Annotated in this window: 22 protein-coding genes; 14 read left to right on the top strand and 8 right to left on the bottom strand. The window is 51.9% G+C overall.

Annotated elements, in window-relative coordinates:
- Nucleotides 1-47: 47 nt before the first annotated feature.
- The 7 genes from FCL47_RS09400 to cobJ are packed head-to-tail and all read left to right on the top strand — an operon-like array spanning nucleotide 48 to nucleotide 6831.
- Nucleotides 48-1403, top strand: coding sequence for a cobyrinate a,c-diamide synthase (locus FCL47_RS09400; RefSeq protein WP_136813243.1), 1356 nt, complete (start codon nucleotides 48-50; stop codon nucleotides 1401-1403).
- Nucleotides 1366-2040 carry a precorrin-8X methylmutase gene (locus FCL47_RS09405; protein ID WP_240744187.1) on the top strand — a complete coding sequence of 225 codons (675 nt, stop codon included), beginning with the start codon at nucleotides 1366-1368 and terminating at the stop codon, nucleotides 2038-2040. The genes FCL47_RS09400 and FCL47_RS09405 overlap by 38 nt, the downstream gene beginning before the upstream one ends.
- On the top strand, nucleotides 2037-3125 hold the full coding sequence (cbiD, locus tag FCL47_RS09410) for a cobalt-precorrin-5B (C(1))-methyltransferase CbiD (RefSeq protein ID WP_136813244.1): 1089 nt from the start codon (nucleotides 2037-2039) through the stop codon (nucleotides 3123-3125). Before FCL47_RS09405 ends, cbiD begins: the two co-directional genes overlap by 4 nt.
- On the top strand, nucleotides 3118-4329 hold the full coding sequence (gene cbiE / locus FCL47_RS09415; RefSeq protein WP_136813245.1) for a precorrin-6y C5,15-methyltransferase (decarboxylating) subunit CbiE: 1212 nt from the start codon (nucleotides 3118-3120) through the stop codon (nucleotides 4327-4329). Before cbiD ends, cbiE begins: the two co-directional genes overlap by 8 nt.
- Entirely contained in the window at nucleotides 4326-5132 is an 807-nt protein-coding gene (gene cobM / locus FCL47_RS09420; protein ID WP_240744188.1) for a precorrin-4 C(11)-methyltransferase, read from the top strand. The genes cbiE and cobM overlap by 4 nt, the downstream gene beginning before the upstream one ends.
- Nucleotides 5129-6139 carry a cobalt-precorrin 5A hydrolase gene (locus tag FCL47_RS09425; RefSeq protein ID WP_136813246.1) on the top strand — a complete coding sequence of 337 codons (1011 nt, stop codon included), beginning with the start codon at nucleotides 5129-5131 and terminating at the stop codon, nucleotides 6137-6139. The genes cobM and FCL47_RS09425 overlap by 4 nt, the downstream gene beginning before the upstream one ends.
- Entirely contained in the window at nucleotides 6061-6831 is a 771-nt protein-coding gene (gene cobJ, locus FCL47_RS09430) for a precorrin-3B C(17)-methyltransferase (RefSeq protein ID WP_136813247.1), read from the top strand. Before FCL47_RS09425 ends, cobJ begins: the two co-directional genes overlap by 79 nt.
- Nucleotides 6832-6845: 14 nt before the next feature.
- Here the strand turns inward: cobJ and FCL47_RS09435 are convergent, their stop codons facing one another.
- A complete protein-coding gene (locus tag FCL47_RS09435; RefSeq protein WP_136813248.1) occupies nucleotides 6846-7052 on the bottom strand; it encodes a hypothetical protein in 207 nt (68 codons plus the stop codon).
- A 41-nt stretch (nucleotides 7053-7093) separates the two neighbouring features.
- Between FCL47_RS09435 and FCL47_RS09440 the strand changes: the two genes are divergently transcribed.
- Nucleotides 7094-7732, top strand: a complete 639-nt coding sequence (locus FCL47_RS09440; RefSeq protein ID WP_136813249.1) for a PEP-CTERM sorting domain-containing protein — start codon at nucleotides 7094-7096, stop codon at nucleotides 7730-7732.
- Nucleotides 7733-7859: 127 nt separating this feature from the next.
- Here FCL47_RS09440 and FCL47_RS09445 read toward each other — a convergent pair whose 3' ends face one another.
- A complete protein-coding gene (locus tag FCL47_RS09445) occupies nucleotides 7860-9143 on the bottom strand; it encodes a citrate synthase (RefSeq protein ID WP_136813250.1) in 1284 nt (427 codons plus the stop codon).
- A gap of 327 nt (nucleotides 9144-9470) precedes the next feature.
- On the opposite strand from FCL47_RS09445, the gene FCL47_RS09450 reads away from it, so the two are divergent.
- Entirely contained in the window at nucleotides 9471-10244 is a 774-nt protein-coding gene (locus FCL47_RS09450) for a sugar phosphate isomerase/epimerase (protein ID WP_136813251.1), read from the top strand.
- Between the two features lie 64 nt (nucleotides 10245-10308).
- Here FCL47_RS09450 and FCL47_RS09455 read toward each other — a convergent pair whose 3' ends face one another.
- The 6 genes from FCL47_RS09455 to hisD all read right to left on the bottom strand — a co-directional run bounded on the left by FCL47_RS09455 (nucleotide 10309) and on the right by hisD (nucleotide 18041).
- Nucleotides 10309-11073, bottom strand: a complete 765-nt coding sequence (locus FCL47_RS09455; protein WP_136813252.1) for a VacJ family lipoprotein — start codon at nucleotides 11071-11073, stop codon at nucleotides 10309-10311.
- Between the two features lie 188 nt (nucleotides 11074-11261).
- Nucleotides 11262-13898 (bottom strand): sigma 54-interacting transcriptional regulator, encoded by a 2637-nt coding sequence (locus FCL47_RS09460; protein WP_136813253.1) that lies wholly within the window; start codon nucleotides 13896-13898, stop codon nucleotides 11262-11264.
- A gap of 23 nt (nucleotides 13899-13921) precedes the next feature.
- On the bottom strand, nucleotides 13922-14839 hold the full coding sequence (gene prs, locus FCL47_RS09465; protein ID WP_136813254.1) for a ribose-phosphate diphosphokinase: 918 nt from the start codon (nucleotides 14837-14839) through the stop codon (nucleotides 13922-13924).
- A 31-nt stretch (nucleotides 14840-14870) separates the two neighbouring features.
- Nucleotides 14871-15950, bottom strand: coding sequence for a 3-isopropylmalate dehydrogenase (gene leuB / locus FCL47_RS09470; protein WP_136813255.1), 1080 nt, complete (start codon nucleotides 15948-15950; stop codon nucleotides 14871-14873).
- A 103-nt stretch (nucleotides 15951-16053) separates the two neighbouring features.
- A complete protein-coding gene (gene rsmG / locus FCL47_RS09475; protein WP_136813256.1) occupies nucleotides 16054-16734 on the bottom strand; it encodes a 16S rRNA (guanine(527)-N(7))-methyltransferase RsmG in 681 nt (226 codons plus the stop codon).
- A complete protein-coding gene (gene hisD, locus FCL47_RS09480) occupies nucleotides 16734-18041 on the bottom strand; it encodes a histidinol dehydrogenase (RefSeq protein ID WP_136813257.1) in 1308 nt (435 codons plus the stop codon). Before hisD ends, rsmG begins: the two co-directional genes overlap by 1 nt.
- 409 nt (nucleotides 18042-18450) lie before the next feature.
- On the opposite strand from hisD, the gene FCL47_RS09485 reads away from it, so the two are divergent.
- From FCL47_RS09485 to FCL47_RS09505, 5 genes are all read left to right on the top strand, one after another.
- A complete protein-coding gene (locus tag FCL47_RS09485; protein WP_136813258.1) occupies nucleotides 18451-19527 on the top strand; it encodes a radical SAM/SPASM domain-containing protein in 1077 nt (358 codons plus the stop codon).
- Between the two features lie 169 nt (nucleotides 19528-19696).
- Complete coding sequence (hemE, locus tag FCL47_RS09490) at nucleotides 19697-20716, top strand: uroporphyrinogen decarboxylase (RefSeq protein ID WP_136813259.1); 1020 nt, start codon at nucleotides 19697-19699, stop codon at nucleotides 20714-20716.
- A 54-nt stretch (nucleotides 20717-20770) separates the two neighbouring features.
- On the top strand, nucleotides 20771-21370 hold the full coding sequence (locus FCL47_RS09495; RefSeq protein ID WP_240744189.1) for an HDIG domain-containing metalloprotein: 600 nt from the start codon (nucleotides 20771-20773) through the stop codon (nucleotides 21368-21370).
- Nucleotides 21371-21629: 259 nt separating this feature from the next.
- On the top strand, nucleotides 21630-22649 hold the full coding sequence (locus tag FCL47_RS09500) for an amino acid ABC transporter substrate-binding protein (protein ID WP_136813260.1): 1020 nt from the start codon (nucleotides 21630-21632) through the stop codon (nucleotides 22647-22649).
- Nucleotides 22650-22718: 69 nt separating this feature from the next.
- A complete protein-coding gene (locus FCL47_RS09505) occupies nucleotides 22719-23891 on the top strand; it encodes an amino acid ABC transporter permease (protein WP_136813261.1) in 1173 nt (390 codons plus the stop codon).
- The last annotated feature ends 1 nt before the right edge of the window (nucleotide 23892 follow it).

Here is a 23892-nt window from a genome sequence, read left to right on the forward strand (position 1 = left end):
GTTGCCATGCAGTGCATGGAAACCAGTCAAACTTGACGAAAAAAACAATGAGCGACAAAACATCCAGCAGATTTATTGTTTCAGGCACCTCCAGCGGGTCGGGTAAAACGACGGTTGCGCTGGGACTGATGGCAGCGTTCAGGGAAAAGGGCTGCTCGGTGCAGCCCTTCAAATGCGGGCCGGATTTCATCGACCCGGGTCTGCACCGGCTGGTTACCGGCCAGGTTTCACGTAATCTCGACCTGTGGATGTGTGGCGAAAATTTCACCAGGGACACGCTTGCGAAAAACAGCCGGAACGCCGATGTTACCATTATTGAAGGGGTAATGGGCATGTTTGACGGCGGGATCTCGTCCAGCGGCTCTTTAGCCGAAACACTTGATATTCCCGGCATCCTGGTGCTCGATGTACGGTCAATGGCCGAAAGCGCTGCAGCTATCGTCAAAGGATTTGAAATGCTGCGGCCCAAAGCCGCCCCCAAAGGAATTATCCTCAACCGGGTGGCCAGCAAGAGGCACCTGCAACTGGTAAGCGATGCCATAGAGGAACACTGCCAGGCCGAAATCCTCGGCCACCTGCCGAGAACACTGGCATTTGAAATCCCCAGCCGTCATCTCGGCCTGCTGACCAGCGACGAGGCCCCTCTTGACAATGCCGCAATCCAGCTGCTTGCCCGCACCGTTGCCGAACATGTCGATCTGGACCGAATTGAACACCTGTTTCAAGTTGCCAAAGAGTCCCAACCCGATATATTGTCTCCGTCCCCGGCAAAGAAAGAACGCTGCCGGATCGGCGTTGCCCGCGACAAAGCGTTCTGTTTTTATTATGAAGATAATTTTGATATTTTGCGCAACGCCGGATGTGAGCTGATTTTTTTCAGTCCGCTTGCCGACCCGGAGCTGCCGGTCGGGCTGGACGCCCTCTATCTCGGCGGCGGGTATCCTGAACTCTATGCAGAAATGTTAAGCAATAACCACTCGATGATCAGCGCGATCCGGCAGTGGATTGAGTGCGACCGGCCGGTCTATGCCGAATGCGGCGGGTTCATGTATCTTACCGAAGGCATCACCGACCAGCAAAATGTTTTTCACTGCATGATCGGCGCCTTCCCGGTCAAGGCGCATATGCAGAAGACCAGGGCGAGTCTCGGCTACCGGGAGATCCAGACCCTATCTGCCAGCTGTTTTGGTCCGGCTGGCACTGTTTTACGCGGCCATGAATTCCATTATTCCAGTATTGACCGGATGCCGGACCATATCGCACGGCTATATTCCGTAAATAACGGCACAAGCGAAGGCTACACCTACAAAAATGTCCTTGGCGGCTATATGCATCTGCACTTCGGTTTTACCCCGCAGACAGCAGATGAATTTATTAATTTTATCAACACTTGCCGAGAGTAAAATTATGACGGTACATCTACAGAAAATCCTTCCCGGAGATATTGAGAAGGAAAGTTTTAGAATAATCAAAGAAGAGTTTGGCCCCATCGACATGGACGAAAAAAGTTTTAAAATTATCCAGCGGGTCATTCACGCTACCGGTGATTTTTCTTTTAAGGATACCATGCGTTTTGCCCCTGGCGCCATTGACGCCGGTATCAAAGCCATTCGCGAAGGAAAAGATATTCTGACCGATGTCACCATGGTCGCATCGGGGATCAGCAAGACCATGCTTGCCGCATGGGGCGGCAAAGTCATCTGCCGGGTTGCCGATCCGGAGGTTGCCGCCCGCGCCAAAGCGGAAAACAAGACCCGTTCGGAAATGGCCATCGAGATGTCCCTGAACGCCAATATCGGTATTGTCGCCATGGGCAATGCCCCTACCGCGCTGGTCCAGACCATCAGAAGTCTTGCTGGCGTTCCCCCGGCCGACGCCCCCCTGGTTGTTGGTGTGCCGGTAGGGTTCGTCAATGCCGCCGAATCAAAAGATCTGCTGGTGGAACAGAACAGCCGCTATATCACCAACCTGGGCCGCAAAGGCGGCAGTCCCGTGGCGGCGGCAATTGTCAATGCTCTTTTGCGCCTGGCGGCTGAATGACCATGGCAGTCAAGCGTCTCAGAAGCGGTTTTACCACCGGTACCTGTGCCGCGGCGGCGGCAAAAGCGGCAGCTTTTGCCTTGATGCAGGGGGTTTGTCCGGAGAACATCGAAATCCCTTTTCCGGACGGCAGCCGGAAAAGTTTTGCAGTCCATCGATGCACGAGGAGTGATGGCTCGGCAACCGCTTCAATCATAAAAGATGCCGGTGACGATCCCGATGTGACGAATGGGGCAGAAATAGAGGCAACTGTCTATGCAGATCACCAACCGGCTGACCCGGTGCGATCCGTCCTGCTGGGCAACATTTTATTATGCGGCGGCAAGGGTATCGGCACGGTCACTAAGCCCGGATTGGCCATTGCAGTCGGCCAGCCGGCTATCAACCCGGTTCCCCGGCAGATGATTGTTGCCGCCGTTAAGGAAATAGCCGTCGATCAAAAAATCACCGTCACCATCTCGGTTCCCAATGGTGCAGAGCTGGCCGAAAAAACGCTCAATAAACGACTTGGTATTCTCGACGGGATATCCATTCTGGGCACCACCGGCATTGTCCGCCCCATCTCGGCCGACGCCTGGACAGCCACCATCAAAGCATCACTGGATGTAGCCCGGGAAGCCGGTCTCTTAGACGTAGTGCTCTCCACCGGCAGAACTTCTGAAAAGGGGGCCCAACAGCTCCTGGATCTCCCGGAGGAGGCCTATGCCATGATGGGCGACTACCTGGAATTTTCCTTGAAAGAGGCGGCTATAAGAAACTTTAAGACGATCCACCTGTCCGGGATGTGGGCAAAAATCATGAAGGCGGCCCTCCGCGTACCGCAGACCCATGTGCGCAATGGCGCCCTGGAGGTCGCCGAGGGCGCTCAGCTGCTCGCCCAGCTTGGCGCCGAGGGGGATCTTTTACAAAAAATTGAAACCTCCAATACCGCGCGGGAAATGTACAGCCATATTGAGGCAGCAGGGCAGAACCAGCTGGTTACCGCAGTCTGCCTTAAAGCCCGGCAATACTGCCAGGATGTCACCGGCACCGAGGTGAAGGTTTACCTTGTCAACCATAAGGCGGAAATCATCACCCATGTATAAAATCTTTGTCCTTGGCGTAGCCGATGCTTTGTTTTCTGCCGCACAGGAAAAAATACTGGCCCGGTGCAGTCTGGTGGTCGGTACGAAAAGGTTTCTTGCCCTGACCACCCATCTGCCGGGCAGGCGTCTGCCAATCACTCCCCTGCCCGCAGCGCTTGACGCAAGCCGAACCGCATTGCAGCAAGGAAACGTTGCGGTACTGGCCAGCGGCGATCCGCTCTTTTACGGCATCGGTCGTCGCCTGCTGGCTGAATTTCCAGCAGACATCATCGAGTTTTATCCGGCGCTCTCCTCGATTCAAAGGGCTTGCGCCCTCTTTAAGATTCCCTGGGACGATGCCGTAATCACCAGTCTGCATGGCCGGACATCGAGTCATATCCCGGGATTATTATTGCGTAATCCTAAAAATCTTATTCTCACCGATAAGGACAACAGCCCCGAGCTGATAGCCGGCCGGCTCCTTGACTACCTGCAGCTCATCGGGGAGCCGGTTTTACCGGATGCAATCACTATGCTGGTCGCCGAAGACCTGGGCTCAGAGAATGAAAGGATATTTCGCGGAACTCTTTTGGAGGTGAGCAAGCAAAATTTTTCCCCTCTCAATGTTACCTGTCTACTGGTACCAGACACCGCAGATATGTCTTCCTCCCCTTTTGGCCTGAGCGAGGATGCCATCCGGCACAGTCGTGGCTTGATCACCAAAAACGAGGTGCGGGCCGCAACCCTGCATCAGCTGCAATTGCCTCGTCAGGGGGTTTTCTGGGATGTCGGTGCCGGCAGCGGCTCTCTCTCGATTGAGGCGGCGAGAATGAATCAGGAACTGACCGTCTTTGCTGTCGAGCACAAGCAGGAAGAACTGGAAAATATAAAAAATAATATTGTCAAATTTGGCTGTTACAATATAGTGCCGGTTTTCGGCAGAGCTCCTGAGGTGCTTGGCTCCCTGCCGGATCCAGATCGGATTTTTGTCGGCGGCAGCAGCGGCTCTCTGCCGGCTATTGCAGAACTTGCGGCCAAACGATTATCGGGCGATGGCCGGCTGGTCATCAACGGGGTGATCGAAAAAACTGTCCGGGAGGCACCAGCTCTGATGATCAGGTTTGGCTTTGCCGTTGCCTCTTCGGTTATCAACGTTACCCGAACCGAGCCCGACGGCAGGATTTTTGACTTCAATCCGATAACCATTATGACAGGAACACGATGAACGGAGCAGCAACCATGAAAGAAACCGGCAGCGGAAGACACGACGTCCATTTCGTCGGGGCCGGTCCGGGCGACCCGGAACTCATTACCGTCAAAGGCCAGAGACTGCTGCGGGAAGCCGACGTGGTCATCTACACCGGCAGTCTTGTCCCTGAAGCATTGATCACCGGGCTGCAAGCCGAGGTGCACAATTCGGCCGGCCTGAATCTTGACCAGGTTTTCGCCATCATCCTGCAATCATGGCAGGCGGGGAAAAAGGTGGTCAGACTGCATACCGGCGACCCGTCGATATACGGCGCCATCAATGAACAGATTGCCCTGTTAAACGACAATGCTATCCCCTTCAGGGTGATTCCCGGTGTGAGCTCCGGACTGGCAACTGCCGCCGCCCTGAGGACGGAGCTGACCCTCCCTGAGGTTTCGCAGACTGTCATTTTCACCCGACGCGGCGGCCGGACCCCGGTACCTGAGAAAGAAGAACTGGCCCTGCTGGCAACGCACCAGGCGACCATGATGATTTTTCTCAGTGTCGGGATGATACAAGAGGTGGTTGCCGAGCTCCTTGCCGGGGGGTATCCGCCTGATACCCCGGTTGCCATCGTTGAAAAAGTCAGCTGGCCGGATGAGACACAGCTCAGGGGTACGCTGACGACCATCGCCGACCAGGTCAAAAACGCAGGTATCACCAAAACCGCCATCATCGCTGTCGGCAAAGTCCTGGCCGAGGGGCCGCCTCCGGTTCTGTCCAAATTGTACGATGAAGCCTTTACTCACGGCTACAGAAAGGGAAGCCGTCGTCCATGAAAATAGGCATTGTTGCCATAACCAGCGGCGGGCGAAACCTTGCCGGCAGGCTTGGCACCCTGCTGGATGATGCCACTGTCCTTCTCACACAACCGGGAGCAAAAGTCGCGGATACAATTGGTGCCAATTGGCACTACTATGACGGTTTTATCTGTATTATGGCTGCCGGCATCGTCGTGCGGGCCATCGCCCCCCTGCTTGGCGATAAATTGACTGACCCCTGCGTTGTTGTGCTGGACGAAAAAGGGAGTCATGCGATCAGCCTGCTTGCCGGACATGTTGGCGGCGGCAACACTCTTGCCGAAAAGGTGGCTGCTCTTACCGGCGGGACAGCGGTGATAACAACCGCCTCCGACACCCTGGGACTGGTTGCCCTCGATCTCTGGGCCAAGGAGCAACAGCTTGCCGTTCCGGACAGGAAGGTCTTAACAAGCTTATCCACTCTTCTTGTCAACCAGGGCCACCTCTCCCTTTACACGGAGATGGAGGTATCGTCCCTGCCGAAAGGATTACGACGAGTCGATGATGCGCTTCACGCGGATTTCATCGTATCCCGCGCAACCACTATTACTCACCTCCGCCCGGTGTTCAGGCCCCGCGACCTCGTTGTCGGCATCGGCTGTAATCGCGGCACGCCGGGGCACGAATTTGAAGACGCCTTAACCGAACTCTTCAACGACTTGCATTTGAGCAGAGCAAGTATCCGCAATCTTGCCTCGATCGATAAGAAAAATGACGAAACCGGTCTTTTGCAGTTTGCCGAAAATAACTGCTGGCCGATTGATTTCTACGACAGCGACACAATCAACAGACAGACGAATCTGGAAATTTCCTTTGCGGCACTGGGAGCCGTCGGCGCCATCGGCGTTGCCGAACCGACAGCGCTTCTCAGTGCACAAAGTAATCACTTACTCAGCAGGAAAAGAAAATGGAAAAATGTAACCATGGCAGTGGCTCAGGCACCCTTTACGTTGTCGGCACAGGTCCCGGCTCAGTCAAAAACATGACCCTTGCCGCAAGCGAGGTGCTTGCGAAAGCTGAAGTTATCATTGGCTACAAGACCTACCTTGAACTGATCCCCGAGTTTCTTGCGGGCAAAGAGGTTATTTCCTCGGAGATGATGAAAGAAGTGGATCGGTGTCGAACAGCGCTTGAGACCGCCGCCTCCGGGAAACAGGTCGCCCTCGTCTCCGGTGGCGACCCGGGCATTTACGCCATGGCGGGCCTCGTTTTTGAGATGGCCAGGGAAGCTGCATATGATTGCCCAATCGAAATCATTCCCGGCCTGGCCGCCATCAACAGCTGCGCGGCACGACTGGGTGCGCCCCTGATGCACGACTTTGCCGCGATCAGCCTGTCCGATTTACTTACCCCCTGGGAGGTGATCGAAAAACGGCTGGAGGCGGTTGCCCAGGCCGATTTCGTCACCGCCATCTACAACCCCAGATCAAAACGGCGTACCGAACAGATCGTCCGGGCGCAACAGATATTTCTCACCTGCCGCGATCCCAAAACCCCGGTTGGCATCGTCACTGCAGCCACCCGGGACAATGAAAAAATTGTTATCACCACCCTTGATCACATGTGCGACCAGGAAATCGGCATGCAGTCCACCGTCATTATCGGCAACAGCCAGACTTTCACCTGGAAGGATCTGATGATCACCCCCAGAGGATACGATAAAAAATATCAATTGTAACAGGTGGCAGGCAATCAGTCGGATTGGTCAAAGAAATGACGGGTCAGACCTGTTATGATACAATACGCACCGAGAATCATGACAAACCCTCCAGTTAGGGCATCGGCTTCCCGATAGGCAAAGGGGCCGGTGCCTCGGGCAAAATCAAAGCCTGTTTTTATGATCACCAGGCCAAGCCCAATTCTGCACAGGGTCATGAGCCACACGATTATGCGCTTCAAGGTAATATCATCCTGAACTGATTACGAAAATTATTTTTTCGATGTATTTCATAGTCATCCTGTGTGCAATTAACGCCTTTGCAACTACTTACGATTACACAGTTGCTGGACAGTTCTCCGTCGAGAATGTACAACAAAACGTCTTTGGCACAATGCAAATATCGGATGAATTCATCGTGGATCTACAAGGGAAACCTGACAGTCGCTACTTCGAAATTAAGAATTTTAACTTAACCGTTTCCGGAGGCAATACCTCCTACGACTTCTCCGGAGGTCCTGGTGACAATGGGTATGCCGGCATCATTGATTATACAGACGAAAAAATAAATCCCGAGACGGGACAAAAAGCGTACTTCGAGCAGTGGGGCATCTGGAATTCTACGTATAATTGGGCTGATAGTTTTATCGGCATGGATTTTTTCACAGCGGACATGATACCGTACGAACCCACCTCCAGTCAATATTATGGCGTCCTGGCACCTATCATTGCCTTAAATCGACCATACTATGCTACACAATATTCCAACCCTACCGCCATCGATCCGGGAGGACAAATCTGGTTAACCAGAGCACCTGTCCCGGAACCGGCCACAATGCTTCTCTTAGGTGCTGGCTTAATTGGTCTTACGGCCATGAGATTGAAACAGAAGAAGCAACAAGGGCCCCCTTCCAATCTGTAGATTGTCCTTGGTCTAAAGATTAAAACCGCAAGAGCGGGCCAAAGTTCATTCCCCAGCCAGGATCCGTCATCATCCTCCCGCGTCCAATAAAGATCCCCCGGGCCATAACGGCCCGGGAGGTCATATGTTACTGCCGGGCATGAATAGGAACATAATCATATTGCAGACTACCGGTATAGATCTGGCGGGGTCGGGCAATCCTCCAATTGGGATCATCCTTGCTTTCCTTCCACTGGGCAATCCACCCGGGGAGTCGGCCCAGGGCAAACATCACAGTAAACATATTGGTGGGGATGCCTATGGCCCTTAAGACAATACCACTGTAAAAATCAATGTTGGGGTAAAGATTATGGTCGATAAAATAAGAATCTTTTAAAGCAATTTCCTCAAGCTCTCTTGCCGTATCCAGGAGGGGATCGGTATATTGCATTGATTCCAACAGCTCATCGCACATTTTTTTCATTATCTTGGCCCGCGGATCATAGGTTTTATATACCCGGTGACCAAATCCCATAAGCCGGAAGGGATCATTTTTATCTCTGGCCCGGGCAATGGCTTTTTCACAATTGCCACCGTCATTTTGAATAGCCGTGAGCATTTCAATGACCGCCTGGTTGGCTCCTCCGTGCAACGGCCCCCAGAGAGCGGCAATGCCGGCAGAAATGGCGGCATAAAGGTTGACCCTGGCACTGCCTACCATGCGGACAGATGATGTTGAACAATTCTGTTCGTGATCGGCGTGGAGTATCCAGAATACCCTCAGGGCACTTACCACCTCCCGTTTTATCTCATAAGGTCGCACCGGGGTATCAAACATCATGTTGAGAAAATTTTCGCAATATGTCAGGTCCGGTCTGGGTAACACCAGTTCATGCCCCCTGGAAATTTTATAGGACATGGCGGCCATGGTCCGCACCTTGGCCAGCAAGCGGGTCATGGTGATGTTGATCTCCTCCTCCAGCGTATCCAGGGTCGGGTAAAAACTTTTCAAGGCATTGACCATGGAGGATAAAATCCCCATGGGGTGGGACGCCCTCGGATAGTTCTGGTAAAAAGCCTTCAGATCGGTATGAACCAGACTGTTATCATTGAGCATCACCGAAAATTTCGTCAGCTCGGCCCTGTTAGGCAGCTTGCCGTTTATGAGGAGATAGGCGGTCTCCTTGAAAGTAGCATGTTCGGCCAGCTGTTCCACGGGAATCCCCCGGTAGCGCAGAATACCTTTTTCTCCATCCATGAAGGTAATGGCACTCAGGCAGCTGCCGGTATTGGCATAACCGGGATCCAGGGTAATAAGTCCGGTCTCGGCCCGCAAACTGGATATATCGATGGCCTTTTCCCCTTCACTTCCGGTAACCAGGGGTAGCAAGATGTCTTCTCCATTGTAAATCAGAGTTACGTATTCGTCCAAAATATCTCCTTTCTTCTATGAAGCTTCGATGCAACCCAAATCAGGGGTTGGCAGTTCTCAATTTGAATAGCATGCAAGAAACAGTTAAGGACCTCTGCAACACGTGTCCCGCCTCGCGCCAAAACAACTATTTTACAATTAGTTACAAATAATTACCGTAGAATAACGTGTTTGTCTAGAGTAGAATTACGACCAAACAGCGTTTTCAAATCCACTGGATACTGGTCCCCGGCAAAACACAATAATCAAGAAGATGGCATCAAGCTGACAGGATATGTGCCACCTGGCCGGAAAATGCAACATTTCTAACAAAAACAGGGAGGTCCCATGAAAATCGGCAGGATGAACAACCCGTCAAAATCTCTCTATGATGAGACGCAAAACTGCGGCAGGGCCGGTTTCGATTTTCTGGATCTGACCATCGAAGGACCTCATGCCGCCGTTGTTGATATTGCCAGACTGCAGTCGATTCTAGATTCTTATGATCTTGCAATCGTTGGCCATACCGATCCCTGCCTGCCCTATGCATATCCAATCCAGACGGTCCGGGAGGGATGCCTGATTGAACTGGAGCGATGTGCGAAAATCTTTGCCGCCCTGGGGGCAGACGTAATGAACATTCATCCCTGTTATTTCTGTCCGCCGGCGATGAAAAAAGATGTTGTTACGTTCAATGCCGACGCATTGCAGCCCATCGTCGCCATGGCCGCATCCCATGGCCTGCAGGTCGTGCTGGAAAATTTCAGAACCCCTTTCGACCGGGTTTCCACCTTTACGACGCTGCTCGCCGCAGTGCCGGGTTTACAACTGCATCTTGATTTCGGACACGCCCATTTCGGCCGCGATGATTATGAACTTTTTTGCCTGGAGCTCGGAGAACATATCCGGCATGTACACTTTTCAGACAACCGTGGCCGATCAGATGATCATATGCCGCTGGGGGTCGGAAGTATTGATTGGAAAAAGGCAGTTAAGACATTAAAGACAGCCGGTTATGACAGCACCATTACCCTCGAGGTATTTTGCAGCGATCCCGCTATGCAGGACCAGTACCTTAAGATAAACCGGCACCTGGTCCTGGAGCTTTGGGAGGAGTTGTAAAATTACCAACGCCCTGACGACAGCGAATGAAAATAAAGCCGCACAACCGGTAGATTAGCAGCTTTTACGGGCGATCGATCAAGGCCTTGCGATATTCGTAATAGGCTTGTCGGGAGGCAACATACGGGTCAAGGGAATACCTCTTTAATTCGTCATACGCATCGGGATGCAGCGACACCTTGTTAACCATGTTTGTCGAGTAGTAAGAAATGGTCACAGTGCTGCTGCTTGGATCAATGTAAGGTATAACAGAGGCATAGCTATCAGCAACGAAACCGGCGGTATCTCGTGCACTTGAAGGCCCGATTATCGGCCAGCATAAATAGATTCCTTCTCCCATTCCCCATTTCCCCAGGGTCTGACCGAAATCTGCATGCCTTGGCTCGATATCGAATTCTTCATCCGCTATATCGGCAAAACCATAGACGCCGAGGGTCGTATTAATCAAGAATCGCTCCAGAACCACCCCGGATGCCTCTAAGTTTCCCTGCAGAAGCGTGTTGACGAGCCTTACGGGCATGGCCAGATTCAGAAAAAAATTATTGATGGAATCACGTAACTCGAACGGTAAAACCCACATATAAACATCTGTTACGGGTTTCAGGAGCCATTCGTAAAATTTATCGTTGAACTGGAAAAACGCCCGGTTCATCGGCTCCAGCGGATCGTTAATATTCACCACGGCAGGCTGATCCAGAAAATCAGTTGCCGTCTGATCGTTATCAAGCAAATTTGGATAGTTCTGCGGTGCCGCAATACTGCCACTGGCCGAAAACAGAAAGAGCAGCAGGAACATTGAGAATACGTTGAAATTCCGGTATTTTTTCATAGATGTGCGCCAAGTAAGGTTAAATTTTTTAAAAAGAGCGTTTTGTCGATCTGACCATGACAGATACTTAACGTATATTTTGCCAATTCAACAGCAAATAATCAAACTGTTCCTTATAAACTATCCAGTTCTCCGAGGTTCTCCTGTTGCTGAAACGCCTTCGGCTTTGCAAGACACCCTTGTGCCTGTCAGATAATAAATGAGAAAAGCCCGGCGAGAATGATCTGAAATGTAAAGGGAATAACCAGCGATTTCGAAGTCACGGTATCGCCCGCCATGGCCCGTTCAATCACCCGGTAGGTTGCATAAAGAGATGCCAGCAGACCACCGACTACCGTTAGAAACTGCAGCACAAAGGTAGAATCTTCGCTGATCAGGCGAATATTGTCATAGGAAAAGTGGTACCCCAGCGCCTCTTGCAGGTTGGGAACAAGACGGCCTGCTCCCCGCACAAAGGCATCAAGATGAATCGCCATGTAGCCACCGAGGATAAGTGGAATGCATCCGTAGCCAAACAACGGCAGAAGGAGGTTTTTGTCGATTTTGGCGTAACGCGACTGGACGACAACCATGCAGTAGTATCCCACCTGGAAAATAAGAAGCCATAGAAAAAAGAGTATGCTGCCAACAACAGATTCCGGCAGAATAAGACCCGTCCGGCCAATTACCAAGACCATCCAGCTCACCAGCTGAGCAAACTCGTGCTGTAGAGCAAATGGAAAAAAAATCGCCCCCATCGATACAATCAGGAAACTATCTGCCCGCCTCGGGGACTCCAGGGCCCACAGTTCCTGAGGCGCCAACCGGAGATTGAGCTGGATGGAACTGTTGCCACAGTTTTTGATACATTTTGCACACATGATGCAATCCTTGTTGTTGTCCACCAGGTACGGATGTCGGAACATAGGACATCCGGAGACATCGGCGTCTCCGGTAAAACAGGCGTGGCTCTGACATCTGTTGAGACAGACATGCCTGTTCGAACGAAGCTCAACCACGGCCGGCATGGCAAAAATAGCGTTTACTGCACCTAATGGACAGAGGTATCGACACCAGCTGCGCCTGGAAAAAAGGACACTGAACAGAATCGACCCGAGAGTGATGATCAAGACAATGCCGCCTGTCAGATAGGGATTGTTGTAAGCGTCCCATATTATCTCGACCCAGAACACCAGAATGCAGAGTGCCGCCATAATCCAGCCGGAATATGTCTTAATGAACTCGGGGGTTTTGCGGGTCGGCTTGACAATGTTTTGCAGCAAAGTCCCCGGTACCGCGAAAGAACAGACGCTGCACCATGTCCTGGCCAGAAAAAAGAACGAGAAAAATAACAGCGGCCAGCCGATATACCAGCCGAGAGTGAGACCAAGATTCGACTCTGCTCTGGTCGGTCCAAAAAAAAGAAACAGCACCGTGAGCACAAATACGCAGCCAATTATCACCTGCGGGACCCGTGGAAAAATACGGCTCGCCAGAAATTTTCGTATCCAGTCAATACGCAGGATATTATATTCCCACTTCCCCTCCGTTTTCGGAAGACCAAGCAGGATCTGCTCCGGAACGATTTCATCTTTTTCGGCCAGCATGACCGCCCGCCGTATGACACTCGACAACTCCGTCAGGTTGCCAGGCCAGTCATAGTTTAAAAATATCCCCAGGGTTTCCGAACTCATATTGAGAATATTTTTCCCGTATTCTTTATTATACCGGCCAAGGTAATGCGAGACGAGCCGGGGCAGATCTTCTTTGTGGTTGCGCAGCGGCGGAACATCGAAATGCTGCGTTTCGAAGAGAGCCAGGAGTTCAGGGAGTAATTTGCCGGTGCTTTTCAGGTGATCTATGGAAAAATTGCTGACAAAGGCGATCCTTGACTGCATGACCAGCGGACGACCACCATCGATATGACTGTAGCTGTTGCCTTCAACGATGGCGATTAATTTTTCCTGCATTTCCTTGTGCATGAGATGAACATGGGTAAAGACGATGGTGCCTCCGGAGGTCTGTTCAAAAAAACCTGTCTGGCCCGCCTGGACAAAAGGAAATCCGTTCTGTTCCAAACCAAACAACTTTTTCTCCAGCCATCCCTGTTCAAATTCCCGGAGATCGACTTCCCGATACTGCCCTCCGGAACGGCTGCTTTCCAGATGTATCTGCCGGGCAATTATCGATTTGCCCGTCCCTGCTTCACCAGTCAGCATAAAAGGGGCGCTGTTGCCGGCGAATTGGTCGATTACCGACTGGGTTTTTTTGGCTGTTTTTGACGTACGAAGGTCTTCGTCTTTTCGTTTTGCCAGACGGCGCAGTTGAATAGCAGACGCGAATTTATCCTTGAATAAAATGACATCATCAGCCCCAGAGGCCTCTTCGGCCGGAGATTCTTCACCAACACCGTCGGCCTGATCGATAAAGGCTACACGCAGCCTTTCGGCCAGGGCTGCATCAAGCAATTGATGAATCCTGCTGTTGGCAAGAAATGCAGTACGGAAATATCTTTTATCAAAACAGATAACCTCCATGTCGGACAGCGCCCGCACGGAGAGCGAGCGGGGTTTTCCGGTGAGGATACCGGTTTCGCCGAAATGTCCGCCAGGGCTGATTCTCCCGACGACTCTGGCCCTCCCGTCGCTGCGGCCGAGAACGAGTTCCGCCTCACCGGTAGCGATGACAAAGAAGACCTCACTGGCATCCCCCTGCTGATACACATATTGCCCTTCTACGACCGTTTGCACCCGGGCTACGGCCGAAAAGGAATCGAGTTCAGCAGGTGTGGCATCTCGAAAAAGAAGTGCATGCTGAAGATGCTGGGAGATCAGTTCACGTTTCATACCGGGGTTGGCTTAAGTCGAGATCATATCTGCAGATGCTTTTCGATAACATCTGCTAACAGCGGTGCCACAGAATACACATCCAGCAGATCGTTAGTACTCCTGCCGGGGTATGTATCCGACCCAATTATTTTAGAGATAGGCCCCTGACGAAATTTTTCCATCGCATCGCCCGCCATCACCAAATGGGTTGCGTGGGCAAAGACCTCCCTTGCCCCCGCCTGCAGACATCTCTCGGCCGTCTGTAGAATGGAGCCGCCGGTACGAATCATATCATCACAAATTATCGCCGTTTTGCCTCTGACCACGCTGGAAACCTGACTGACGATAGTTTTATCGGTATCGTATCGGTCCTTGTCCGCTGCCGTATGCGGACAATCGAGCAATCTTGCGAGCCTCGCCACCCTCTTGGAAAAGCCATAATCGGGGGAAACCAGAACATAATCAGTCAGGCCACTCTTTTTAATTTTATCGACCACCAGATCATCCGTCCAGACATGTTTGGTGCGAACCTCCCCGGCATGCGCGTGCAGGACAGCTTCTGAATGCAGATCGACAAAGGCTACATAATTGGGTCTCGCCCGAAATATCTGTCTGGTACGGGTAATTCCCTTGGGGATTTCCAGGGTGTTATGTTTTGCCCGTTCCATGGTGGAGTAACCGAGAAAGGGGATGATGACATTCACCGATGCGGCGTTCCAATACCTGGCGCCGGAAATCAGATCGATCAGCTCCTGATGCGAACTGTCATCATGGGTCACCCCAAGGATAATTAAATGCTTGCCGTCGATAGATTGCGGGAAGACATGGAGACATTCGCCATCAGCAAATTTTTTTCGCTCCATTGTGCTGAACGGCATCCACAGACGCTCCGCCAGTTTATAGCCCAAATCCGTTGAGGCCTGGTTGGCAACCAGAATAACATCGTCCTTTTTGGTCATCGTTGTCTTCCCTGTTTTTTCAACCCCGGGTTCAGCCCCGCAACGCCTTAACGATTGCATCACCCATGGCGGCAGTACCCACGGCTTTCGACTTATCAATGGTCAGGTCGGCGGTCAGAATTCCTTTATCCAGCGTTGCAGCTACGGCAGAATCGATGGCCGCTGCGGCATCGTCGAGGCCAAAACTATAGCGCAGCATCATCGCCGCGGAAAGAATTTGCGCGATGGGATTGGCGATCCCTTTGCCGGCAATATCCGGCGCCGACCCGCCGGCAGGTTCATAGAGACCGAATCGGTCGCTATTCAACGATGCGGAAGCCAGAAGCCCCATGGAACCGGTCAGCATGGCCGCCTCATCGGAGATAATATCGCCGAACATGTTGCCGCACAGCATAACATCAAACTGATGCGGGTCACGGACCAGCTGCATGGTGGCATTATCGACATAGATATGATTCAACTGCACATCCGGATATTCTTTGGCAATTTCAATCACCACCTCACGCCAGAGCACCATGGTCGTCAATACATTGGCCTTATCAACGGAAGTAACCCTGCCCTTTCTAAGGCGCGCCGCATCAAAGGCCATCCTGGCGATCCGCTCTATTTCCGATCGTTTATAGGCCATGGTATCAAAGGCCCGTTCGTCCGGGCCACTGCCTTCTCTGCCTTTCGGAGTGCCGAAATAGATGCCGGAAGTCAGTTCGCGCACACAGAGAATATCAAACCCGCCACCGATGATATCCGGTCGCAGGGGGCAGGCCGCAGTCAAAGAGGCAAACACCTTGGCCGGGCGAAAATTGCAAAACAGATCAAAATGTTTTCTCAGGGGCAAAAGAGCCGCCCGTTCCGGTTGTTGTGCCGGAGGCAGGCTTTCCCACTTCGGGCCACCGACGGAACCAAACAGGATAGCGTCGCTTTTTTCGCACAGGGCAAGCGTTGCCGGCGGCAGCGCCTCGCCATGATTATCAATAGCAATCCCACCGACATCAGCATAATCATAGGACAGCTCGAAGGTAAATTTTTTTTGCGCGACATCAAGGACCTTGACTGCCTCCTGCATCACCTCGGGACCGATGCCGTCACCGGCCAACACTGCAATTTTTTTCATTATTTCACCTAAATCGTATTTTTTACTAAAGAAACTTACCCCGCGCAAGGGGTACTGAAAAGAGTACCCGACAAGCGAGTATTAAAAAAATCCCGCATAGCTTTTAGGCGGGAAAGGTTTTGCGATCTCTAATTTTCAAGACTAAAAGACTGCGTTCGGCACCGGTAAAAGGGAGAATGCAGTGTTGGACGTGGTCCAGCGTATACGCCGATCGGGCCAGAATCTCTGCAGCAGCGGCTAATTCTTCCTGCCATTTTGGCCCCTTCATGCAGATGAGCTGCGGTCCTGACGGCGAAAACCGCTCAACCATCTGCAGCAAAAAACCCAGCTCAGTCAGCGCTCTGGCAGTTATATGAGTAAACGTATGCATGGCGGGAAGCTGCTCTTCATCTTCTACCCGGCAGGCGAGTATCTTTACATTCTGTAAACCAAGAGTTCTGACAACATGACTGAGAAAGCTCACTCTTTTCAACCGGGGTTCCACCAGGGTGACCTCCAGTTCGGGACATGCCGCTTTGCAGACAAGAGCAGGAAAACCAGCGCCGGTTCCGATATCCAGCAAATGGGTCCGAGCTCCTTGCAGAAGCGGTAAAATGGTCAGGGAATCGAGAAAATGGTTTTCGATTATCTGCTCGTCACTCGTTGATTTGGCAATCAGGTTGACTTTCCTGCTCCATTTTTTCAACTCACTGAAATACACCGACAGCCTCTCGCAACCATCAGCAGAAACGTCGATCTTTAGAATACGCAGTCCTGTCTCCAGCCGCTGCCTGAAATCGACCATTATTCACCCAGCCGAACGGCAACGGAATTGGCATGGGCGCCCAGCCCCTCCAGCCTGGCCAGCCGCATGATATGCTCCCCGTCTGCGGCAAGCGCTGCTGCTGAATAACTGATGATGGAGCTCTTCTTTAAAAAAGTTTCAACGCCGAGGGCCGAGGCAAACTTCGCCGTTCCCATGGTCGGCAGAACATGGTTTGGTCCGGCAAAATAATCACCTGCGGCTTCCGGGCTGTTGTTGCCGAGAAAAATAGCCCCGGCATGGCGAATATGCGGCAGCTGGCTCCAGGGGTCTTGAATCATCAGTTCAAGATGTTCGATGGCGATACTGTTTGCCGCCTCGATGGCTTCTTCGATATCGCTTGCAATAAGTATCACTCCACGATCAACAAGAGCAGTCCGGGCTATCTGCTGGCGGGAAAGAAGGGGCAGTTGCCGCTCAAGCTCGACCGGCACATCTTTGGCCAGGCGCTCATCGGTTGTGATGAGAATTGCCAAAGCGAGCGGATCATGCTCCGCCTGGGCGAGCATGTCGGCGGCCACATTCGCCGCTTTTGCCGTCTCATCGGCGACGATCAGGACCTCGGACGGCCCGGCGATCATATCGATGCGCACCATGCCGGAGACCTGTCTTTTCGCTTCGGTAACGTACTGATTGCCGGGGCCGACTATAACATCTACCCGGGGAATGGTTTCGGTGCCATAGGCCAGGGCTGCTATAGCCCAGGCCGAACCAGCCTTATAAATTTCGGTTATGCCGATTTCCTGGGCGGCGACCAGCAGATGCGGGCTGACAGAACCGTCCTCGCCAGGCGGAGTAACCATCACCCGCTGACTGACTCCGGCTATCCCGGCCGGAATACCGTTCATCAAAACAGAGGAAACCAGAGGGGTAGAGCCGCCTTTGCCGCCGGGGACATACAGTCCCGCCGAATCGACAGGACGAACCAATCGGCCAACAATCGTTCCGTCTTCTCTGGTCTGCAGCCAGGAATCCTCCATTTCCCGTTCATGAAAGCTCTGGATACGCTCTATGGCTTTGCCCAGGGTATCCAGAAACTCGGCATCGACCTGTTCATACGCCTGCTGCAGTTCCCTGCTGCTTACCTGCAACTGCGCGGCGGTAAGATTGGGGGCATCGAATGTACGGCCATAAGCCACCACTGCCTCATTTTTCCTGTTCTTGACCGCCTCTAAAATTTCCGCAACCGACTGACGGCAGGAATCATCCGCCGCCTGGAAACGATCAAGCAAATGATTAAAAACACTCTCGCCTTCGGGACTGGCAAAAAAAATCGGTGAAAGTAACATTTTTTCCTTTAAAATAATAAGCCAGTTGACATAGACACATGCCAAGCATGGTCTTTGCTGTTATTTTACCCAATACGCACAATGCCTTTCATTGATTCTGAGACCAGATGAAAGAGCATCCACTATAAGGCATTTGACCTGAATTATAAAGTTCAACAATACCTTTAATGTTTCAATATCTCTCAAACAAAGAATTTTCATGGGGCAACGAACAGAACGGGAGCCAGAAAACGCCAGGAAACATGATTCTGGTGTTCCTGTCCGCCGGCCACGACACTGTCTCTTTATTTTCACAGGAAAAATACTTACAATTAAAAGCCCTGATGGTATAGTTTTTTCTTATTTCTTTTTATTCTTACAACATTTCAGGCTGTTGTCGAATATTCGCAACGCCTCCCGGAGCAAATAAATGAATTTTGAACCCAAATGGATCGCATGGGAAATCACTCGACGCTGTAATCTTAAATGCGTACATTGCCGATCTTCCTCGGAACTGGAAGCGACAGGTCATCCGGATTTCTCCTTCGGGCAAGCCAAAGCAATCATGGATGACATCGCCAGCTACGCAAGTCCGGTTCTGGTCCTCTCCGGCGGCGAACCGCTTCTGCGTCCGGATGTGTTCGATATTGCAAAATACGGGACCGGCAAAGGATTTCGTATGTGCCTGGCCACCAACGGCACCCTGGTAACCGACACGGTCTGCAAAAACATAGTAGATGCCCAGATCAAGATGGTATCCCTCAGTCTGGACGGGGCTAAAGCCGAGACCCATGATAATTTTCGCAACCAGAAAGGGGCTTTTGATGGCACGATGAATGCCATCAGGCTCTTTAATAAATACCATATCCCGTTTCTGGTGAATTCCTCTTTTACTATCCGCAACCGCAAAGAAATTCCCGACATCTATCGGCTGGTTAAAAGTCTTGGCGCCACCGCCTGGTATATGTTTATGATCGTCCCCACCGGACGCGGCGAAGACATCATGGAAGAACTGATCCCCGAAGATGTCTATGATGAGATTCTGGAGTGGCATTACGAGGTGGAAAAACAGGAAAACGAGCTGCTCATGCGACCAACCTGCGCACCCCACTACTACCGTATTGTCCGCCAGAAAGACAAAGAACAGGGAGAAAAAAACAAACGCCGGACCCTGCAGTTTTCCACAGGAGGCTCAAAAGGCTGCCTGGCCGGCCAGCTCATCTGTCTCATTGACGTCGACGGAGAAGTGCAGCCTTGCAGCTACTTTGCCAAATCAGCCGGCAACGTTACCAAGACCCCCTTTAAGACAATCTGGGAAGAATCGAAACTTTTCCTTCAACTTCGTGATTTTAAAGGGTATAAAGACAATTGCGGCAAATGTGAATATGTTGGCGTGTGCGGAGGATGTCGGGCCAGGGCCTACGCCATGACCGGCGATTATCTCGCCCAGGAACCTTTTTGCAGCTACGTGCCCCGACAAATTATTCTCCAGGACAAAATAGAATAATACCTGACCTGGAACTCTTGATATTTCAGCTTTGATGAAATCGTAAACACTTACCCCCGGCAAATAACCAATACACCGGGATAAGTACCTTGAGACGAAATATTTTCTTGCCAAAAACAAGAAAACACACGCCAAGGTACTCAAAACCTCAGCGGAGACGACAAGCCCTATGAACGATACCTTTCTCAAAGCATGCCGCGGTGAAAAGACCGACTACACGCCCATATGGATGATGCGCCAGGCTGGTCGCTATCTGCCCGAGTACCAGAAAATCAGGGGTAATGTCACTTTTCTGGAGTTGTGTAAATCACCGGATCTCTGTGTTGAAGTAACTCTGCAACCTGTTGACCTGCTCGGTATGGATGCGGCAATTCTCTTCTCGGACATCCTGGTACTCATGGAAGCCATGGGGGCGCCGCTTGAATTTCATGAGGGCCGCGGGCCGATCTTCAAAGAGCCGATTCGCAACCAGGCCGCACTAGATGCCTTAATGATCCCGGATGCCGATGAAGCAACTGCCTTTGTCATGGAGACCATCAGACTGCTGCGCCGGGAACTCAAAGTTCCACTTATTGGTTTTGCCGGCGCGCCTTTCACCTGTGCGACCTACCTTATAGAGGGAGGCTCCTCCAAGGTGTTCTGGGAGACCAAAAAAATGATGTTCACCGAGCCCCTGCTGTTTCATAGGCTGATGGACAAGATTACCGAAAGCACCATCCTTTACCTTAAAGCCCAGGCAAGAGCAGGAGCACAGGCCTTGCAGCTCTTTGACAGCTGGGCGGGAGTGCTGGCGCCATGCGATTTCAGCAACTTCGCCCTGCCCTATGTGCAAAAGATATTTGCCGCCCTGCAGGGTTACGAAATCCCTCTGATCTATTTTGCCAATAACGGCGCTACCTTGCTGGACCTTTCCGTAAGTTCGGGCGCTGATGTCATCGGCCTCGACTGGCGAATCAATATCGGTGAAGCCATTAAAAAGGTAGGAAAAAGAGCAGTCCAGGGCAATCTTGACCCGTTTGCCCTGCTCCTGCCCAAAGATCAGCTGCGACAACGAATAGGGGATCTGCTTGACGGTGCCAAGAATGCCCATGGTCATATTTTCAATCTCGGTCATGGCATTCACCAGTTCACCCCGCCGGAACAGGCCAAAATTGCCGTCGATGCGGTTCATGAACTGAGCAGCAGATAGAAAGGCCTGTAGAAACTGTATTGAGGAGAAACTCGTGAAAAACTTAAATTTGCGATGATGAAAAATATTCCATCTGTTGATCAATGCCTTGAGTTGCACGACAGGTTTGCAATGCTTGACAATATCCGGGCCCACTCTTCTGTTGTCGCCCGGGTGGCCGAATCGCTGGTCGACAGCCTGGAGAGGGTCGGTAAGACCTCCGGTTCTCTGCCGGAGAAAGAGGTCGTCGTTGCCGGGGCGCTGCTGCATGATATTGCCAAAACCCTGTGCATAAAAACCGGGTGCCGACATGCAGACATCGGTCAGCAGATCTGCCTTGAACTCGGATATCCGGAAATAAGCGACATCGTTGCCGAACACGTTGTATTAAAAAGTTTCCGGGCAGATCTGTACCGCAAAGGTGTTTTTGGCGCCAAAGAGATTGTCTTCTATGCCGACAAGCGGGTGTGCCACGACGAGATTGTTTCCCTTGAAGGCCGACTCGAATACATCCTCGGCCGCTACGGGGACAACAACCCGGCCAAGGAACATCTTATTCAGCAGAATTTCCGGCAAACCATCGAGTTCGAAAAGTATCTGTTCGGGTTTCTTGATTTTCAACCTGAAGAAATCGCCAGGCATATCTCCAGCAGGCGATGCAGCATAAGCCGATAATACTGGGCGGCTGCGCCGAAACGGTTCTTCTGATTTCCCCCGCACACACGATGTGGTTCCCATCGCATGCCTGACGCAGCATTAAATCTCTGCCAGACAGGCCTTTGGAGCAAAACGCATTAAGCTTTTCTAGCCTTATCTATGAATTTCGCTTATACTGTGGCCTCAGTGTTTTCAGACTGTAAGACAGCCGGAAGACAAAGGTTTTAATCAGTCTTGAAACAATAACTCAATTATATTTCACAAGGAGGCATGTTTTATGAGCGATTTAAAACGAGTTGTTCCAGCAGTGATAGCCGCATTTTGCCTGACAGCAGGTGTTGCCATGGCCGGCACCCTCGCCGATGTCAAGGGCAAGGGATTCGTCCAGGCCGGGGTCAACGGCGACCTTTTCGGTTTTGGCAAACCCGATGAGAAAGGCGTATGGAAAGGACTCGATGTCGACACGGCCCGGGCGGTTGCCGCTGCAATCTTTGGCGATGCCAACAAAGTTAAATTTACTCCTCTCACTGCCAAGACCCGTTTTACCGCTCTGCAATCAGGCGAAGTTGATGTCCTCACCCGGAATGCCACCAAGACACTGAGTCGCGACACCGACCTCGGCCTGAACTTTGTGCAGGTCAATTATTACGACGGCCAGGGGTTTCTGATCCCCAAAAAACTCGGGGTGAAAAGTGCCAAAGAGCTGGATGGGGCAACGGTCTGTGTTCTCCCCGGCACGACTACTGAACAGAACGTGGCTGATTATTTCCGTGTCAACAAGATGAAGATGAAACCGGTTGTCATCGAGAATACAGCGGAACTGTCCAAGGCCTTCTTTGCCGGTCGCTGCGACTGCCTGACCTCCGATGCCTCCCAGCTTGCCGGTATCCGCGCTGTCGCGCCCAACCCTTCCGACTATGTAATCCTGCCGCAGATTATTTCCAAGGAACCACTGGCCCCAGCGGTTCGTCATGGCGACGACCAGTGGATGGATATCGTCAATTATTCTGTGCTGGCGATGATTGAAGCGGAAGAGCTGGGCATTACCTCCAAAAATGTCGACGAGATGATGAAGAGCACCGACCCCCAGGTGCAGCGCTTCCTCGGTGTGACTCCCGGCAACGGCAAAGCTCTCGGCCTGGATGAAAACTGGGCATACAATATTATCAAACAGGTCGGTAACTACGGCGAAGTATTTGAGAGAAATGTCGGCGTCAACACGCCGCTGATGATCGAGCGAGGCCTGAACGGACTCTGGACTAATGGTGGCTTGATGTATTCTCCTCCTTTCAAGTAACAGGCAGGCACACTTCAGAATAAATAACAGAGCTGCCCGGGAAGCATCCGGGCAGCTCCGCAGGTGAATATGAGCACGTCAGCATCAGAGAAAATCCCATTTCTGCGTGATCCGGCGAAACTGGCCATCCTGTATCAGTTTCTCACCTTGACCGGGGTCGGACTGCTCAGCTATTATCTGGTCCACAACACCCTTATTAACCTGGAAAGACAGTCTATCTCAACCGGTTTCGGCTTTCTGGACCGGGAGGCGAGCTTTGAAATCGGGGAGACCCTTTTTCGCTATACCGCGGCGGACTCCTATGGCCGGGCCCTCGCAGTGGGTTTCTGCAATACCCTGCTCGTTTCGTTTATCGGGGTTACGCTCACGGTTATCCTCGGGACCTTTCTCGGTATAGCCAGACTCTCTTCCAACTGGCTGGTGGCAAAGCTATCGGCTATCTATATCGAAGTGTTTCAGGATATTCCCATCCTGCTGCAGCTCTTTTTCTGGTACGCCTTTTTTTATGAGATTCTGCCCTCTCCACGCCAGGCGCTTGCTCCCATTCCTGGGATTTTTCTGTGCAACCGAGGCTTGATCTTTGGTATCCCTTATTGGCATGAAGCCTATAAATTCGCTTTTCTGGCCTTCGTCATCGGCATTGTCGTCGTTTTTTTTATGCGAAAATGGGCGAGCAAGCGTCAGGCGGCAACCGGACAGATATTTCCCGTGGTCAAGGTTTCCCTCGCCATCCTGGCAGGGTTGCCGCTTCTTGCCTGGTGGTTGACCGGAGCTCCTACCAAAATGAACGTACCGGAGCTTGCCGGCTTCAACTTCAAGGGCGGGATAACCGTCAGCCCGGAATTTACCGCCCTGCTCCTCGGCCTTGTTCTCTATACGGCAGCCTTTGTTGCCGAAGTTGTCCGGGCCGGGATTCAATCAGTCAGTAAAGGACAGACAGAGGCAGCTATATCAATAGGCTTAAAACCAGGCCAGGTTCTGAACCTGGTCATCCTGCCCCAGGCGCTGCGCGTTATCGTGCCGCCGCTGACCAGTCAGATGCTGAACCTGATCAAAAACAGTTCACTGGCGGTGGCCATCGGCTATCCCGATTTTGTTTCCGTGGCCGGAACGACGATAAACCAGACCGGCCAGGCCATCGAAGGCGTGGCGATGATCATGATTGTCTATCTGATCTTCAGCCTGTCCACATCCGCCTTCATGAACTGGTACAATAAAAAAATTGCCCTCGTGGAAAGATAGT

Origin of the sequence: Desulfopila sp. IMCC35006, assembly GCF_005116645.1 — a bacterium.
Taxonomy (GTDB): domain Bacteria; phylum Desulfobacterota; class Desulfobulbia; order Desulfobulbales; family Desulfocapsaceae; genus Desulforhopalus_A.

Bases quoted from the DNA above. Each gene is read 5' to 3' on its own strand.
- FCL47_RS09425 (WP_136813246.1), top strand. From the start codon at position 5,129: ATGAAAATAGGCATTGTTGCCATAACCAGCGGCGGGCGAAACCTTGCC.
- FCL47_RS09505 (WP_136813261.1), top strand. From the start codon at position 22,719: ATGAGCACGTCAGCATCAGAGAAAATCCCATTTCTGCGTGATCCGGCG.
- FCL47_RS09485 (WP_136813258.1), top strand. From the start codon at position 18,451: ATGAATTTTGAACCCAAATGGATCGCATGGGAAATCACTCGACGCTGT.
- FCL47_RS09405 (WP_240744187.1), top strand. From the start codon at position 1,366: ATGAATTTATTAATTTTATCAACACTTGCCGAGAGTAAAATTATGACG.
- FCL47_RS09400 (WP_136813243.1), top strand. From the start codon at position 48: ATGAGCGACAAAACATCCAGCAGATTTATTGTTTCAGGCACCTCCAGC.
- FCL47_RS09450 (WP_136813251.1), top strand. From the start codon at position 9,471: ATGAAAATCGGCAGGATGAACAACCCGTCAAAATCTCTCTATGATGAG.
- prs (WP_136813254.1), bottom strand. From the start codon at position 14,839: ATGACCAAAAAGGACGATGTTATTCTGGTTGCCAACCAGGCCTCAACG.
- FCL47_RS09455 (WP_136813252.1), bottom strand. From the start codon at position 11,073: ATGAAAAAATACCGGAATTTCAACGTATTCTCAATGTTCCTGCTGCTC.
- cbiE (WP_136813245.1), top strand. From the start codon at position 3,118: ATGTATAAAATCTTTGTCCTTGGCGTAGCCGATGCTTTGTTTTCTGCC.
- hemE (WP_136813259.1), top strand. From the start codon at position 19,697: ATGAACGATACCTTTCTCAAAGCATGCCGCGGTGAAAAGACCGACTAC.
- FCL47_RS09460 (WP_136813253.1), bottom strand. From the start codon at position 13,898: ATGAAACGTGAACTGATCTCCCAGCATCTTCAGCATGCACTTCTTTTT.
- leuB (WP_136813255.1), bottom strand. From the start codon at position 15,950: ATGAAAAAAATTGCAGTGTTGGCCGGTGACGGCATCGGTCCCGAGGTG.
- FCL47_RS09440 (WP_136813249.1), top strand. From the start codon at position 7,094: ATGTATTTCATAGTCATCCTGTGTGCAATTAACGCCTTTGCAACTACT.
- hisD (WP_136813257.1), bottom strand. From the start codon at position 18,041: ATGTTACTTTCACCGATTTTTTTTGCCAGTCCCGAAGGCGAGAGTGTT.
- FCL47_RS09500 (WP_136813260.1), top strand. From the start codon at position 21,630: ATGAGCGATTTAAAACGAGTTGTTCCAGCAGTGATAGCCGCATTTTGC.
- cobM (WP_240744188.1), top strand. From the start codon at position 4,326: ATGAACGGAGCAGCAACCATGAAAGAAACCGGCAGCGGAAGACACGAC.
- rsmG (WP_136813256.1), bottom strand. From the start codon at position 16,734: ATGGTCGATTTCAGGCAGCGGCTGGAGACAGGACTGCGTATTCTAAAG.
- FCL47_RS09495 (WP_240744189.1), top strand. From the start codon at position 20,771: ATGATGAAAAATATTCCATCTGTTGATCAATGCCTTGAGTTGCACGAC.
- cbiD (WP_136813244.1), top strand. From the start codon at position 2,037: ATGACCATGGCAGTCAAGCGTCTCAGAAGCGGTTTTACCACCGGTACC.
- cobJ (WP_136813247.1), top strand. From the start codon at position 6,061: ATGGAAAAATGTAACCATGGCAGTGGCTCAGGCACCCTTTACGTTGTC.